A 15,498-nucleotide genomic window follows, 5' to 3' on the forward strand; every position below is an offset into this window, starting at 1 on the left:
ACTATTCTGCCTTTCTCATAACAATTTGTTCAAGTACCTTATAGGAATCTGCAGATTCCATCTCTTTCATGGTGAGCTTAACATTCAATTTACTTTCTATCTCAGAGACAATGAGAAGATGGTTAAAAGAATCCCATTCTTCACAATTATCTCTTGTAAGATTTTCATCCACTCTGTCAATATCTACACAAAGTACATCAGCTACAATAGTTCTTAGTTTTTCCACTGCATCCATCCCCCTTGTTCATTCAATTTTACATCAATATAATCTGGATAATCTATATCTTTACTAAAATCATATATATATTCCTTTATACCATTTTGCCTATGTTTTTTCACAAAACTATACTTGTCATATAGCTCTTCAACCAGCTTATTTTTAGCTGTTGGCATGAATTCACCTTTTATAAATTTTACACCATTTTCCTTTGCCATATCAATTATTATCTTAATTATTACATCTTCTATCCGCCTTCCAATAACCCTGCAGCTCATAAGAAAAGTATCTATTGACCACGTATTTTTAGATATATTTATTATAACTGCAGCAACTATCCCATTATCTGAGAATTTATCCTTTACCCTGAAAGATATCACTTTGTAATTATCGCTGTCCATAAACTTTTTAATATCTTCCTCAAAATACCTTCTAGTAGTCAAGTTAAATTGATTCGTCTTCTGCGTCATCTGGGAAACTCGTGGAATATTGGAATAATCATCTACATAAAATTCTATTTTCATTTTTAGTGCCTTTAAATAATCATCAATAGAATAAAAACTCTTTTTCATTTCACTGCGCTTCCTCTGATAGTAATATTGCTTTGATTTTTCCATATCCTCTTTAGTAAGCTGAAAGGTGTTAAAATCATCCATATTTTTCAAGACATCAACATACTGTTCAGGATCACTCGGAAGGCAAATGGAATGTACCTGTGGTATGGAAGTCTGCACCATATCAATATTAACCGGATCGTCATCTATAAACATAATACTATCAAGCCCTATATTTATTTCTTTAGCAATTTCATTCAAATTACTTACTTTATTCTGCCAATTTATCCTTACAGATGCAAAATTTTTTTCCTTAAGCACCATATATGGATTATTTTTTATAACTTCCATGGCATCCTCATAGTTATTCTTACTGTTTAAGGCAAGAATAACTCCCCTTTTGTTTAATGCCAGCAAATACTCTTGAAATTCGTAAAAAGGTCTTCCCTCAGGTGTTGGACCAAGCTTTATACCATCTGCACCGACTTCGCCTATAATTCCACCCCAAAGTGTATTATCCAAATCCAGCACTATACATTTTCTAGTAAGAGACATCATAGGTTTTATATATTTCATATATTCATCACAAAGATATGGAATACAATCAAATTTTAATTTTACATCTGCAAGATAGTACATCTTATTATCACATAAATTAGCTTTTCCAAATTTACTGCAAAATGCATCATAATCAAATATATAAGTTACAGTATCTTTCTTATAGTACTCTCTTAATTTACAATTTAATTTTTCAATAGATTCAATAAATCCAAAATCTTGTTTTTCATCTAAGATTCCAAAAGGTGAATAAATTGGAACCTCAAAATTATGAACTATTATTTTAGTCTTCAGCCTAGATTTTATACTCTCTATGAGCTGCTGAATATAAGTAAATTTTTCATTTATCAACTCAATTCTACCATTGTCATCTATTTTATCAGGAATAAAATAAAAATCTCCTAATATAGACTGTATGTCAACAAATAATATAGTTAAATCCGGATTGAACTTATAGAATTCACTATTTTCATTTATTATATCCTGAGCATATTGACAATAACCACACTCATAAAATCCAACATTGATACCTTCACTGCAACATTTAGATATTAAAGTTTCCTTTAAAAATTTTGTAGTAAAACTAGACAGAAAAGCAATCTTAATCTTTTTGCTACACTTTTCCAAGATGCCATTTTTTTGAATATTCCTATATTCATTTATATAACAATTTATAGCCTTATTGTTTAAATTCATATTCCTATCTCCATAAATATTTAATAGACGTTTTTAAAACTTATTACATTTGAATTAGCAATTTATTAGCAATAACTAAAGAAATAAAACTTGAAACTAAAATTCCTGAGGCTGTTCTTTTTTTAAATATTATTGTTTTTGCATATTATTCATCAAAATGTATTGAATCTCTGTCTCCGCTTAGTTTTAAAACTGCTCCATTATATCTTCAGTTATCTTATTTTTAATTGAAGCTTTTTCACCTAATTTATATATTTCTTTCTCTCCCTATATAATTTATAAAACATAAAAAACAGCTATATACTTCATATCTGTTATTAAGAAATTAATTCATATACAAATATTAAAATGAATAGCTACAAAGTTCGTAATAAAAAATCATGCTCATGAATTCAAAAACTTTGTTCTTTTCTCTAAATAGATTATATTTTCTTTATATTTCTTAGTTGTTTCTTTGAAAGTTCTTTTCAACAAACTAAAACTAAACACCTCCGTATCCAATCCTCTTGGATATGTCCTATCTATAGTATTACTTACATAATCATACTTATCCTTATTATTAATATAATATTGTATAATTTTTTCAGTAATCTCACTATCAATAAGAGGACAATCACTGGTAACTCTTACTACAACATCTGATTTATTTTCTTTAGCAGCTAATAATATCTAGATAATACATGTTCTTCTGAACCTCTAAAATATCCAACCAAAGATTTTTTAGCAATTTCAGCTATAATATCATCCTGTTTCTTAGTTGTTGTTGCAATTACTATTTTATCTATGTTTTTTACTCTTTTTAATCTATCAATAACATTCTCAAGCACCGTTTTTCCACAAATATTTTTAAGTACTTTGCCTGGTAATCTTGTGGAACCTGTCCTTGCCTGCATTATGCATACTACATTATTATAATTTTTTTCTATATTCATTATGATATCCTTTCTTAAAAATAAAAAGTCATTTTATTTACCCATTCTTCAAAAGACATTTCTTCTGTACCTTCTATTCTTGCGCCTTTACTACAATTTACAAACCTTACAGAATTATTATCCTGGATTTCTCTTTCTATAGAATATTTAAAATTCATATATCCTGATGTAGTATATAACATTTTACCATCTACACTTTTAACCCTTTTATATAAAGTTTTATCCTGCTGAATACTATTATTAATATATAATTCTTTATAAATTTCATTAAAACCTTCTGTATGACTTTTATCATTTAGGAAAGCCAGATCCTGCCCTAATAAAGCAATATCTTTAGCCCCCAATTTCACTGCAATATCAATAGCTGCCATGGCTACAGTTTTACCTGTATTTATTATAACTTTACTTTCACGTGTGTAATCATTGAAAAAAATATATTTAGGACCATTATAGCTAGATACTGCCCACCTTGAAGCTGTATTTAAAAAGCATAATGGAATATCCAGATTTTCAAAACCTTTTATCTGATACTTAACAATTTCTTGACAATCTATTAAAAATATAGCATCTGGTTTTATTCCCTTATTCATTAAAGTTCTAAGAGAACTACCTGCACAAAATATTTTTACAAGGTGTTGATATTTTTTTAAAACATCTAAATTATAATCTAAAGATGGTCCTGAAGCTGCAATTACTATAGGTTTATTGTCTGAACAATATTTTTTTAGTAACTCATCAATACATGGACATTTTCTGTTTAAATTAACTTTGATGTTTTCTCTCATTATAGTTGCCATCTTCCCTATACCTATTTTAGCTATATCATAATTTTTAAATATCTGCTTTAAATAATTATACCTCTCAGAAAGAACTTTCAGAGAAGGTTTATATATTATGATATCTTCCACATCATCAATTGCTCTCACAAATTTTCCCATGATTTCATGAGAATATCCTAAGTTTAATCTAATTCTATTATCACTTTTTATATCTTCATATAATTTTAATTTATCCGCTAATTTAGTTATTTCATCATCAACATCAAATACATATAACTTACTATTCCTATCCATAAGTTTCATCATAGCCTTAATATGATAGGCAAAAGCTGCACCATATAAAACTATGATTTTATTTTTTAATAATGCACTATTATTCATAGCAAATATGTTGGCTTCTTTATAAGGATCATATTTACTGTGCAATAATACTCCATCAACATATATTGATTTCGCTCCTATTTTGCTATTAATTATATCTAATTTTCTCATTAACCTAATATCCTCAAAATTATGATTTAATACTTTTTTTAATAATAATATGCATATTTTCAAGTGATGGAATTATTTCATATTCAAATAAATCTCCTATTAATACATAATCTTCATTCTCAATAGCTTCTACTACCTCATTTAATTTCTTATTGAATTCAAATAGATCTATTTCTCCTTTTTGAATATCTTTAGTAAGAGTTACAACTTGAACTATCCACTGCAATCCATCAATAACTAAAGGAATGATTTGCAATGCACTATTTTCTTCTCCACTTTGAAATTTTTCAACTGCAGAAGATATTCCACTTTTTAAATTATCCATATATTCATCTGCTGTTTTTAATGCCTCATTTTTTTCATTTATAACATCCATAAATACACCTCTTTATTATTACACCCATCTATCATATAATCGTAATTCATATTATTTTCTTTAAAATTTTTCTATAGATGCTTCAAATAGTGGGATTGCAAAATTTATTCCCTTTTCAATATTTTCATATAGTATTTTATACTTTTTAGCTATCTTCTTTCCTTTGTCGATTTCTTTATCTTCAGAGAACACAATCATATCTTTTCTATACATAGTTTCTAATATCACAGGTTCTAATAAATCATTTATCAAGATAAATTCATCACAATTTTTCTGTATAAATCTATCAAGCTTATCTAATTCATCCATGGTCTTATTTATGTTTATATTTGAATTTTCATTATAATATAAATATAAATTATCTATAAATTTTTTATCTTTTTTTATCTTTTTTATCATATATTCTAAACTTTTTTTATTATTTAAAAGAAATTCTTTTATCTTTTTTCCATCAAGTCTATTTTCTTCACTATCCATTATACTTTTTAATATTCGTTTATCTTTCCCATTTTTCCCATAAACTTTGCCAGAATCTTTTAATGGCATCACCTGAGTGCCCCTTATGTTTGCCCCACCCTCAGTACTGTTTATAAAAGTAATATCTTTATTATACTCTATAAAATCCTCCAGCTTTTCTCTAAACAAATTGAATACACTGTCAGTTTTTATCTTATTTCCATATATATCGTCAGTTAAAGTATACTTTTCTTCCAATTTATAATCTTTGATTTCATCGCCAAAACTAGCAGCCCCAGCATGAAATTTATCATCTGTATACGCCAAATCCTGTCCAATAAATATTATTGTACTGCATCCTATATAAGCTGCAAAGGATGTACAGATATGGGCAACAGATCCCCCCTGATAGAGGCTGTCTATTTTTTTACATAAAAATTCACTTAGTTTTGTATTATGAAGAAATAAAATTTTAGGCCCCTTATAACTATTAATAACCTTGTAGTTAGATGCTTCATGAAAAACCATTGGTATATTAAGGTTAATACAATCTTTAATAAATTCATAATTTATATCAAGTGCATCTAAAATGCATACAAAATCAGGGAAAACACCTATTTTTAAAAGTCCTTTTAAATTTCTAAGTCCTGAAATAAGTATAAAATTTTTCTGTAGTTGTTTTAATTGATCTATATTTTTCTCAAGTGACGGACCCGCTGATATTACTATGGCAGTCATCCCTTCATATATTTTTTTTAAATTATTTATAGGTATGGAATTGGATATGCAGTACATATTTTTTATAGTTGAATAAAAAATAGATCTTGAAATTGATAAACTAGTATTGAACTCTATTAACAAATTACTTCTAACCTTATTTAAACAGTGGAAAAATTCAATACATTCAGCTGAAAATATTTTATCATAACCTGCATATACAATTGGTGTCATATTATATAGATCATTAATTTTAATAAAGCTGTATAAAAAATTTTCAAGTCCTTTTTCAAAATGAGTTAAGTAAATCCTTTCATCACTCAATAAATTACAATAATCTTCATCTAAAAATAGCTTTATTATCTCCAAACTAGGTTCTACAATTAAGATTCTATTTTCATCTTTTACACTTTCAAGCAATGGTTTTATATATTCCCCTGCTCCAAGTCCAAAAATTATTATCAAATTTTGGGAGTTAATATTAACAAGTTTGTCTAAAATGTTATTTATATCCCTGTTAACATTATATTTACTTCCTATGTAGATGTATTTATCACCTTTCTTGAATCTAATAATTTTTTTACTGTCTTTGCTGAATTCTATTCTACAATTATCATAGCTTAAACTTGATTTTAATCTGTGTATATAATTCACAGTATTTTCAGTTATACAATTCATAAATTACCCTCTCCAAAAGCAATAATTAACTGTTTATAAAATAAAGAGTAGATAAAATCTACTCTTTATTTTATAAATAAATTATCTTAAAAGCTGAAGCACCTGTTGTGGCTGTTGATTTGCCTGATAAAGCATAGCTTGAGCAGCCTGGGAAAGAATATTATCCTTTGAGTACTCGGACATCTGTGATGCCATATCAACATCTCTAATTCTGGATTCCGCAGTAGTTAAATTTTCTGATGCAACTCCAAGATTATTTATTGTATGTTCCAACCTGTTCTGATAAGCACCAAGTTTAGATCTTTCACCAGAAACCGTATTAATTGCAGTGTTTATTGTAGTTATCATTGAAGTCAAGGATGCAGCACTTTTTGTATTATCTATTGAAATAGCACCCACTGCCAATGCACTAACATTCATAGTAGCTATAGTTAATGATATTGTCTGATTAGCATTAGCTCCAATTTGGAAAATCATACCGCTAGCAGTTCCATCTAACAGGTTCTTAGTATTAAATTGAGTAGTACTGGCTATTCTGTTTATTTCATTTTTAAGTTGAGTTATTTCTTTACCTATCTGATCTCTATCAGTAGATACATTTGTATCATTTGTTGCCTGTACTGTAAGTGTTCTCATTCTTTGAAGAATTGCAGTAGTCTCATTTAATGCACCTTCAGCTGTCTGTATAAGTGATATACCATCCTGGGCATTTGTTGAAGCTTGATTTAGACCATTTATCTGTCCTCTCATCTTTTCAGATATTGCAAGCCCTGCTGCATCGTCTGCTGCAGTATTGATTCTAAGTCCTGAAGATAACTTCTGCATTGCCTTGCTGGCATTATTAGAATTGATGTTCATATTTCTTAAAGCATTGTTTGCCATAAGATTGTGATTTATTATCATGTTTATTCCTCCTTGATTTTTGTACTGGACATCCTTGTCCAAATTTTTATTTATAATTAAGCTTTGCAGCCAATTATCAAAGCCTAAAGTTCAAAATCATTATTTCCTATTTTTGAACCTTACATTTCATTTATCGCTTACCTATAATTAAACTTTATACTTTTTTATATTTTTTTACTGAATATTTTTGCCGAATTTTCTAAATTTCCATATGCGCTGCTGGCAGCCTTATTTTTTGATATATCTTTCAACTTTTTCTTTATTAAAAAAGCTTTCTTTTTCATAAGTTCTTGTGTTGCATCTTCAATTTCTTTTATGTTAAGCTTCTCATAAACTCCCTTGGCTTCATCGTTTTTATCAGTTCTAGAAAGCAGTTCATTTAAAATACACTGTCTTCTCTGCATTTCACCTTGAAGTGAGTCAAAATCATCTATCTTAAGTAGCCTTATAATATCAGCTGTACAATTTTTGTAATCCGATAGTATTTCTTCAATGGTTTTTCTCATACTAAAATCCCCTTTATATGGTTGTAATAATATCAACAATATTTAGATTAGCCGAGATACATTGAGAGGGATGACTGCTGTGCATTTAACTGTTCCATAGCCGTTTCCAGCTGTGTAAACTGATCATAATATTTAGTCTGATCATTGTTCATCTGGTCTGTCAAATTATTTATAAGCAGTTGCTGCTGATATATTTGATCTGGAAGAGTCCCTGTTCCAGCCCCCCCTGATATACTGTAGTCATCTTGAAGGTTTGCATATTTTGTAAGCGTACCACTGTTATAAGTACTTCCTATTACTCCTACATTATTATTGATTATTTGGCTTATTCTCTGAAATATTCCAGATTGATTAAAATTAGTAGTAGGATCTGTACTATCAGATGTAGTTGTGAAGAGTTTCATTATTTCATCTGCATGATTAGTAAGCGCATTTGTAAATTGCTGGTCATCAGTAATACTGAGCTTTGCTCCCTGTGTGTAATCATTTGAAGTATCAATTCCTATAGCATTTGAACCTATGCTTCCAAAATAAAGTGTTGATACACTTTTACCACTGCTGTCTAAAACAGGAGCATTAAATGCATTTGTAAGATCATTCAAAAGACTTTCTAAATTATCGTCATTTTCAAGTATGCCCTGTTTTGCTTTTGTTTCCCAGTTTGTTATATCAGTAGCACTCATACTACTCTTCTGTGCATCTGTAAGAGGTTGATAATTATAATCCTTTCTTTCGCTTAGCTTGTCCTGTATTTCACCTACCAAATTATTGTATTTATCTATAAAATTTGAAATCAAGTCGTGTACTTTTGAAGTATCCTGGGTAACAGATATACTAGTAGGATTGCCCGGCAGAGTTATTCCCGTGACACTATAGCTAATACCATTTACAATAAAATTATTCGAGGACTCTGTCAAAGTTGTAGCTGTCGATGATCCTGGTGGAGTTATTGAAACCAAGGCATCCTTTCCTTGAGATGAAGCTGCTGATGATCCTACTGCAGGCAACCCCAATGCAGACAACAACCTTCCTCCGGTACTATCTCCAGTTATTGATAAATTTGATATACTTCCTGTAGACGTAGTCTGCAGAATAAATTTACCTGTTATATCATCAAAACTTCCAGTTACAGTTCCTCCTGTAGCATTTTTAATAGCTGTAATTAGATCATTTAAAGTAGCTGTGCCATTGGTATTATCAACGCTTACAGATGTATTTTTACCATTATAACTTAAATTTAAAGTGAGATTAGTATTTAAACTTGAATCCAAGGAAGTTAAATCTGTAGTTAAAGAAGCTGCAGTTAAATTTGTATTTAAACTTGTTATATCGGTTACTCCACTAGCTGTTATTTGCACTTTGCTACTAGTTAATGGAGTAAATTTTATATAGTCATTCTTTCCATCATTTACATATGAAACTGAAACCTTACCACTTAAACCTGTATTTTGACTTATCTGATTATTAATATATGATGCTAAATCTGATACTGTAGTCCCAGTAAATCCCGATAGATCTAGAGGACTCGCATCAGCTGTCCCATCTACACTAAAATTTATAGTTTTACCAGCACCTTTCCAATTATTAATATCAGTAACCTGAAATTCAGTATTTAAACTAGTAGTACTGCTTATACTTGCAGCTTGTGCTAGCTGGCTTACTGATATTTTATAAATCCCTGATGATGCAGTTGCTGCTGCTTTTGCAGTAGCTGTAGTAGGATCTCCACTGGTTGCTGTCATATTATCATAACTTCCCGAAGACAGCAGATAATTAGCACTGTTAGTTATATCAAAATATGCACTCTGCAGATCTTTTACATCTGTTATTATGCTCTGATAGGCTTCCTGTTTCCACTGAATTAACTGCTGCTGCTGCTTTACCTGATCTATTTTAGTCTGATCTGATGTGAGCATCTTCTTTACCATAGAATCTACATCAAGTCCTGTATTAAGTCCTGTGATTCTCAGCATATTTCCGCCGCCGGCACCGGTTGCACCTATTGGCATGCTGCTCGCTGTACTGGTTGTAGTACCTGCCATATTTATTCCTCCTTCTTTCAATTCACAATTCATAATTCACTTTATCAATGCACATTTTACAGTTCACAATGCATAATTACTTTTTCACTATACCTGTTCTAGAAATTTTGTATGCCTGTTCCCATGTATCTCTTACATTCTCTATCAACGGAATTACTTCATCCATTATTGCTGCATCTTTTTTTATATTGGCATCCATAAGTCTTCTAACTATAAAGTCATATACTGCCATAAGAGACTGTCCCCAATTTCCTGCTTTTTCAACATCTAACGTTGCCATTAATTCATAAAAAATATTTTCAGTTTTTACTATATTCTCATGGGCTATTTTTATATTCTTATCCAATAATCCCTGTTTACCTATCTTGGCAAATTTAACTGCACCATCCACCAGCATTAAAAGCAGCTGATCCTTTGAGGCATAGTTTACACTGTTTGTCTTGTAGGTATTATAAGCATTAGCCGTGTACATGTTAACACCACCTTTTTTTAAAGATCAAAGTTCAAATATCAAATATCAGATTTGGTTGATTTTCGGTGTATACCGAAAATCTTCATTATCTGTTATTTGTTCTTTATTCTCTATTCTTTTCTCTTTGTTCTTTTATTTCCTCACGTCCAGTATTGTTCCTCTCTTATCATCTCTTGATATAATTTCTCCTTCTTCTTTGAAGGCTTTCACCTCTACTTCCTCCACTTTACTTGCCTGAACTAATACATGCTTTTTATTTTTTTCCTGTTTATATTTACTGAGCTCTGAACCAAAATTTCCCTGACTGTTTTTTCCTTTATCCCTGTAATCTTTGTTTATTAAAATCTCTCTTTTGTTATGGATTTTGTTAGTGCTTGTAGTTTCTTTTACTCTTCGCCTAACTTCAGGGTCTATTTTATTTAACCTAAATTCCATAATAACACCCCTTTTACTCAATTCACAATTCACAGTTCACAATGTACAATTATATTTTACAATCATGCACTGCATAATCATACTTTTTCATCCATAAAAAATCCAGATAATTCACAGAATTTTTGAATCATATCTATTAATTTTTTCGGAGGTACTTCCAGTAGAACCTTATTGGTATTATCGTCTACTACCTGCACAACTATATCTTTGAATTTTCCATAAATCTCAAATTTTAAATGAGTCTGAGCTTCATCCATAATTTTGTTTGCCTGGTTCACTGCGTCTTTTGCATTGTTAACAACTGTATTTTTTTGTTCTTTATCCTTCGCTACCGAGCTCTGTGATAACCCGGTACCCGAATTATTGTTTATCACAGCTTTATCTCCAGAAATTTCAGTAATTCCACTAGATGTACTTAAATCTAAAGGCATCTGTCCTCCTTGACCCATACCTGTAACTTCCATGCTAAACACCTCTTTATTGGATTTATAAATAAATCTATTTTTTCAATTTTTTAAGCAGACTCATATCTGAAGCTGCTGCACTTTTATTTTCTTTTTCCACCTCATCATACAATTCTTTTCTCAGTATAGTTATATCCCTTGGAGCTGATATAGAAAGCTTCACCGTACCTTCTTCTATTTTTGAAACGGTTATTTCTATGTTGTCACCAATTAGAAATGATTCCCCTTTTTTTCTGCTTATAACCAGCAATCAGACTCCCTCCTTAAAAATTGGGTATTTTATTGAATACTCCTGATTATCCAGTATTATTTGTTCCCCAATTTTTTTATTTATATTTATAACCAGTGGAGCTTTTAGATTTGCCGTTATATTTTCAATTTTTGAACTGAGGGTTACCGTATTTAACACAAGCACATCTTTTTGGCTGTTTATATGAAGCTCTTTAATTTTATTGTCATCCAATTTAAATTCATAATCTTTTACTACATTAAATGGTGAAATCAGTACAAGTCCTATAGCTAAATCTTCAATAGATTGGAGTATATAAAATAATTCATTTTCCTCTGCGGGAAATATAATGTACTTTTTTAAATGTTCCAATCCGGGAATGCCCTTTTTAAAAGCTATTATATCTTTTTCCTCATAATTTCTTACACCATTATACTTTGTCTTTAATTCCATCATTATCACCCTTGCTCAAATATCAAAGTTCAAAGTACAAATATCAATTTTGGTGGATTTTCGGTATATGCCGAAAATCTTCATTATTTGTTCTTTGTTCTCTGTTCTTTTCTCTTTATTTTCTGTTCTCTGTTCTTTTACTTAATATAATCCATAAGCGTAGGCTGCATTATTTTACCTCCGGTCTGCAGGCAGGCCTGATAAATTGTTATCATAGTAGAATATTCTATAGTCTTTTCCGTTATATCTATATCTTCTGTCTTTGAAAGTATATCAGTCATGTCCACCTTTGAAGAAGAGTTTTGACTTGACAGTCCATCCATTCTCTTTTCCTTTGCACCTATCTGTGAATCCACTTTCATTATCTGTTTTGAAGCTGCATCCATATCTGTAAGATCCTGATTTGTAAGCTGTTTTGTTGCTTCATCCTTATTGTCCACCCATGCATAATAATGAGCTGTTCCATCTGAATCTGGTATATTTATCGCATCCGGATCACCTGATACAACCGCAGTGGTACCATCAGCTCTTTTGTCGGACAAAACCTGACCTGCCAAATGATGTTCTATCCTGTCCATAAGTGCAGGTATATTATCGCCTGTACCAGTCCCATAGTTCATTACATCCACTGCATTTGCATTGTAATCCAGGACAACCCCCTGGGATACTTCTATATTCTTTTCAGCTCCTATATTTTCTACAGACATATTTGAAAGTTGCTGTCCAACAGCTCCTGACAAATCAGGTGTAATACCAGTGGAATCTATTTTTATAATATCACTGCTGTTTACAGCTATAAATTTTATATTTCCATCATTAGTCTTTACCACATTTACTTTGTCCTGCAATCCAGAAGTAGATTTTTGTATTTGGGTATTCAGATCCTTTACTACATCATCTATATTTGAATCCGATCCACTTATAGTTATAGGTGTTTGAGCAACCCCATTCAAATTAAAAGTTATAGTACTACTACCCGTTGTCCAATTACCTATATCAAACCCACTTGAAACCACATCTGGAAGATAATTTACTGCATTTCCGTCCTTATCTGCATACTCTATTTTGACACAGCCATCATATTTATCTGTACTGCGAGTTATATCATAAGTTGAAGTGCTTACGGGTTTTGACAATCCTGCAGTACCTCCAAATATATATTCTCCCTTGAAATTCGTATTTAAAATCTGTGCCAGCTGGGATACCTCTTGATTTACTTCATCATTGATCTTGTCCCTTTCATCTTGGGTATATGCTGCATTGCCGCCCTCCTCCAAATTGTTTCTTATATTTCCAATTACAGTATTCAGCTGAACAAGTGCCGTATCCGTAGTCTGCATCCATCCCTGTGCAGCTTTTATATTTGTAGCATACTGATCGTTGTAATCTATAGAACTTTGAAGCTGCATTGCCCTCTGTACATTTACCGGATCATCAGAAGGCTTTGAAAAGTTCTTCATTGAAGACATCTGCTTCTGAATTTTACTTAAATTTGTAAGATTTCTCTGCATATCAGATAAAAAATTATTTGACAACAATTTGTTCGTTACTCTCAAAATGTTACCTCCTTTTTCAAAGTTCAAATATTCATTATTTGTTATTTATACTTTGAACTTTGTTCTTTACTTCTTCAGTCCATTTATCACTACATCCAGCAGGTCATCTATAGTTGATATCATCTTGGCATTTGCCTGATAGGCATGCTGGAACTGTATAAGATTTGTCATCTCTTCATCTATGGAAACTCCTGAAACCGACTCTCTTGACTGGGTATAGCTGGCAAGCTGTGTGGCTTCAGTGCTAACCTGTTGTTTTGCTTCCTGCTCATTCATTCCCACTTTATTGACCAAATCATCAAAATAGTTGTCAATAGTTGAGCCTCCAGTTGCACTTCCTACGGAATACACATTGTTCAAATTGCCATTTGGTGAAAATAAACTTCCAATTAAATCTTTTCTGTCCGAACTTGTGCTTACACTCTGTATGTTCATAAGACTGTTTGCCAGCTGTGCTATAGCTATAGCTCTGTTTCCATCAGTACTGTCGTTGAGTGAATTTCCATTTGAATCATATTTGGTAGCAGCTTTTATCTTAGAAGGATCATTTAAAATAGCTACATTTATAGTTATATTCTGTGCGTTTATATTATTTTCATCTTCTTCAGTATAAGTTGAGGATTCAGGTTTTGCATTTACAAAGAAATTATTTATGCCGCCCTCTGGAGAACCACTGTTGTCTGCGACCCAGCTGCTGCTCTGGCTTATTATGGCATTTACGGAAAGTGCCAGTGACTTTGCAAATTTATTGAGTGAATCCTGATAATCATCTACATTCTGCTGGACTGACATATATCCCTTAAGCTCACCTGTAGGTGGTTTGAAAAGTGCCAGATTGCTGAAATCTACAGGAGAAGCCTCAGAACCAGTATCCTGCCCGTCAAGTTTTATTCCACTACTATTAATCACATTGTTTCCATCAGTATCTTGTGTAACATTATAAGCCATGCCCGTGCTATCAGCCCAAAGCACCCTGCTTTCGTCCAGTTCCTTTGCCTGGGCTGATGTCATATTTACAGTTAAGGTAACTTTATTATCATCTGTAAGGGTGTCACCTTTCTTGTAATATACCACAGTATATTTCCCATCTCCAGTAGTATTATCTTCTGTGGGAGTTATACTTGTTACATAGGAAAAAGTGGCTACATCAGGGCTGTCCTGATTATTGGACTGAATTATATTAAGAGGTTTCCCGTCGGTTCCAAGTGGTGCAGCACCATTGTCATTGCCAACTGAGGCGTCATTTGAAGTGGTCACATCAATTCCATCCAGATCCCTTTGCGTAACGTTTATTCCAAATTCACTGCTGAGATTGTCCAAAAGCAAATCCCTGCTGTCCATGAGATCATTGGGGTTCTGACCTGATATTTTTACATCTTTTATCTGCTGATTTAATTTGGATATTTGAGACAGCATGCTGTTTATACTGACTACCACATTTTTTATCTCGGTATTTGTATTGCTTTTAATACTTGTAAGCTGAGAATATGTACTGTTTATACTATTTGTCAGCTGGTAAGCCTGCTGTGCAACAGTACTGGTATTTTGGGGAGAATTGGATAAATCCTGCCATGAATTAAAAAACTGCTGTATAAGTGAAGAAAGCCCATTATCCGTCGGTTCGTTTAGTGCATTTTCCACCTGTGTAAGATATTTGTCCTTAGCTGTATATTGTCCGCTTACTCCCATCTGTATTCTAACTTGATAGTCCAAAAAAGTATCCCTTATTCTATCTATGGAGGCTACTGTAACTCCTGTACCAAGCTGTCCCGCTGCTGCAGCATTGTTCATGCTTGGCATGGTATAAGGTGTAGTAGTTACCATATCCGCCCTCTGCCTGGAATAACCTTCCGTATTTGCATTTGCTATATTGTGGGAGGTTACATTTATGGCAGTTTGTTGTGAAAAAAGCCCGCTTTTTGCTGTATTGAATATTGAAAATAATCCTGGCATTTAATCAACTCCTTCTTATAAACAAAGATC

Annotated in this window: 17 protein-coding genes; all 17 read right to left on the minus strand. The window is 31.7% G+C overall.

All coding sequences use genetic code 11. The features are described 5' to 3' along the window. Nucleotide 1 precedes the first annotated feature (1 nt). Nucleotides 2-226: an acyl carrier protein gene (locus AB8U03_RS01075; protein ID WP_369702684.1), complete on the minus strand. Its 225-nt coding sequence runs from the start codon at nucleotides 224-226 to the stop codon at nucleotides 2-4. Then, nucleotides 214-2,025, minus strand: a complete 1,812-nt coding sequence (locus AB8U03_RS01080) for an HAD-IIIC family phosphatase (RefSeq protein ID WP_369702685.1) — start codon at nucleotides 2,023-2,025, stop codon at nucleotides 214-216. Before AB8U03_RS01080 ends, AB8U03_RS01075 begins: the two co-directional genes overlap by 13 nt. Before the next feature lie 384 nt (nucleotides 2,026-2,409). Then, nucleotides 2,410-2,694: a cytidylyltransferase domain-containing protein gene (locus AB8U03_RS01085; protein WP_369703008.1), complete on the minus strand. Its 285-nt coding sequence runs from the start codon at nucleotides 2,692-2,694 to the stop codon at nucleotides 2,410-2,412. Beyond that, nucleotides 2,685-2,957, minus strand: a complete 273-nt coding sequence (locus tag AB8U03_RS01090; RefSeq protein ID WP_369702686.1) for a cytidylyltransferase domain-containing protein — start codon at nucleotides 2,955-2,957, stop codon at nucleotides 2,685-2,687. Before AB8U03_RS01090 ends, AB8U03_RS01085 begins: the two co-directional genes overlap by 10 nt. A 14-nt stretch (nucleotides 2,958-2,971) precedes the next feature. Next, nucleotides 2,972-4,228 carry a motility associated factor glycosyltransferase family protein gene (locus AB8U03_RS01095; RefSeq protein ID WP_369702687.1) on the minus strand — a complete coding sequence of 419 codons (1,257 nt, stop codon included), beginning with the start codon at nucleotides 4,226-4,228 and terminating at the stop codon, nucleotides 2,972-2,974. A gap of 19 nt (nucleotides 4,229-4,247) precedes the next feature. Beyond that, entirely contained in the window at nucleotides 4,248-4,595 is a 348-nt protein-coding gene (locus AB8U03_RS01100; RefSeq protein ID WP_369703009.1) for a hypothetical protein, read from the minus strand. 69 nt (nucleotides 4,596-4,664) lie between these two features. Continuing rightward, a complete protein-coding gene (locus AB8U03_RS01105) occupies nucleotides 4,665-6,455 on the minus strand; it encodes a motility associated factor glycosyltransferase family protein (RefSeq protein ID WP_369702688.1) in 1,791 nt (596 codons plus the stop codon). Nucleotides 6,456-6,536: 81 nt separating this feature from the next. Next, nucleotides 6,537-7,358: a flagellin N-terminal helical domain-containing protein gene (locus AB8U03_RS01110; protein ID WP_369702689.1), complete on the minus strand. Its 822-nt coding sequence runs from the start codon at nucleotides 7,356-7,358 to the stop codon at nucleotides 6,537-6,539. 164 nt (nucleotides 7,359-7,522) lie between these two features. Continuing rightward, a complete protein-coding gene (locus AB8U03_RS01115) occupies nucleotides 7,523-7,864 on the minus strand; it encodes a hypothetical protein (RefSeq protein ID WP_369702690.1) in 342 nt (113 codons plus the stop codon). 47 nt (nucleotides 7,865-7,911) lie between these two features. Beyond that, a complete protein-coding gene (fliD, locus tag AB8U03_RS01120) occupies nucleotides 7,912-9,939 on the minus strand; it encodes a flagellar filament capping protein FliD (RefSeq protein ID WP_369702691.1) in 2,028 nt (675 codons plus the stop codon). Nucleotides 9,940-9,982: 43 nt separating this feature from the next. Then, entirely contained in the window at nucleotides 9,983-10,378 is a 396-nt protein-coding gene (gene fliS, locus AB8U03_RS01125; RefSeq protein WP_369702692.1) for a flagellar export chaperone FliS, read from the minus strand. A 132-nt stretch (nucleotides 10,379-10,510) separates the two neighbouring features. Next, nucleotides 10,511-10,813, minus strand: a complete 303-nt coding sequence (locus AB8U03_RS01130; RefSeq protein WP_369702693.1) for a hypothetical protein — start codon at nucleotides 10,811-10,813, stop codon at nucleotides 10,511-10,513. A 77-nt stretch (nucleotides 10,814-10,890) separates the two neighbouring features. After that, nucleotides 10,891-11,277 carry a flagellar protein FlaG gene (locus AB8U03_RS01135; RefSeq protein ID WP_369702694.1) on the minus strand — a complete coding sequence of 129 codons (387 nt, stop codon included), beginning with the start codon at nucleotides 11,275-11,277 and terminating at the stop codon, nucleotides 10,891-10,893. Between the two features lie 34 nt (nucleotides 11,278-11,311). Further along, nucleotides 11,312-11,527, minus strand: a complete 216-nt coding sequence (gene csrA, locus AB8U03_RS01140) for a carbon storage regulator CsrA (protein WP_369702695.1) — start codon at nucleotides 11,525-11,527, stop codon at nucleotides 11,312-11,314. Beyond that, on the minus strand, nucleotides 11,528-11,959 hold the full coding sequence (gene fliW / locus AB8U03_RS01145; RefSeq protein WP_369703010.1) for a flagellar assembly protein FliW: 432 nt from the start codon (nucleotides 11,957-11,959) through the stop codon (nucleotides 11,528-11,530). A gap of 137 nt (nucleotides 11,960-12,096) precedes the next feature. After that, a complete protein-coding gene (flgL, locus tag AB8U03_RS01150; protein WP_369702696.1) occupies nucleotides 12,097-13,515 on the minus strand; it encodes a flagellar hook-associated protein FlgL in 1,419 nt (472 codons plus the stop codon). Nucleotides 13,516-13,581: 66 nt separating this feature from the next. Beyond that, nucleotides 13,582-15,468 carry a flagellar hook-associated protein FlgK gene (flgK, locus tag AB8U03_RS01155; RefSeq protein WP_369702697.1) on the minus strand — a complete coding sequence of 629 codons (1,887 nt, stop codon included), beginning with the start codon at nucleotides 15,466-15,468 and terminating at the stop codon, nucleotides 13,582-13,584. Between the last annotated feature and the right edge of the window lie 30 nt (nucleotides 15,469-15,498).

It is taken from the genome of Clostridium moutaii (assembly GCF_041205085.1).
GTDB classification, from domain to species: domain Bacteria; phylum Bacillota; class Clostridia; order Clostridiales; family Clostridiaceae; genus Clostridium_B; species Clostridium_B moutaii.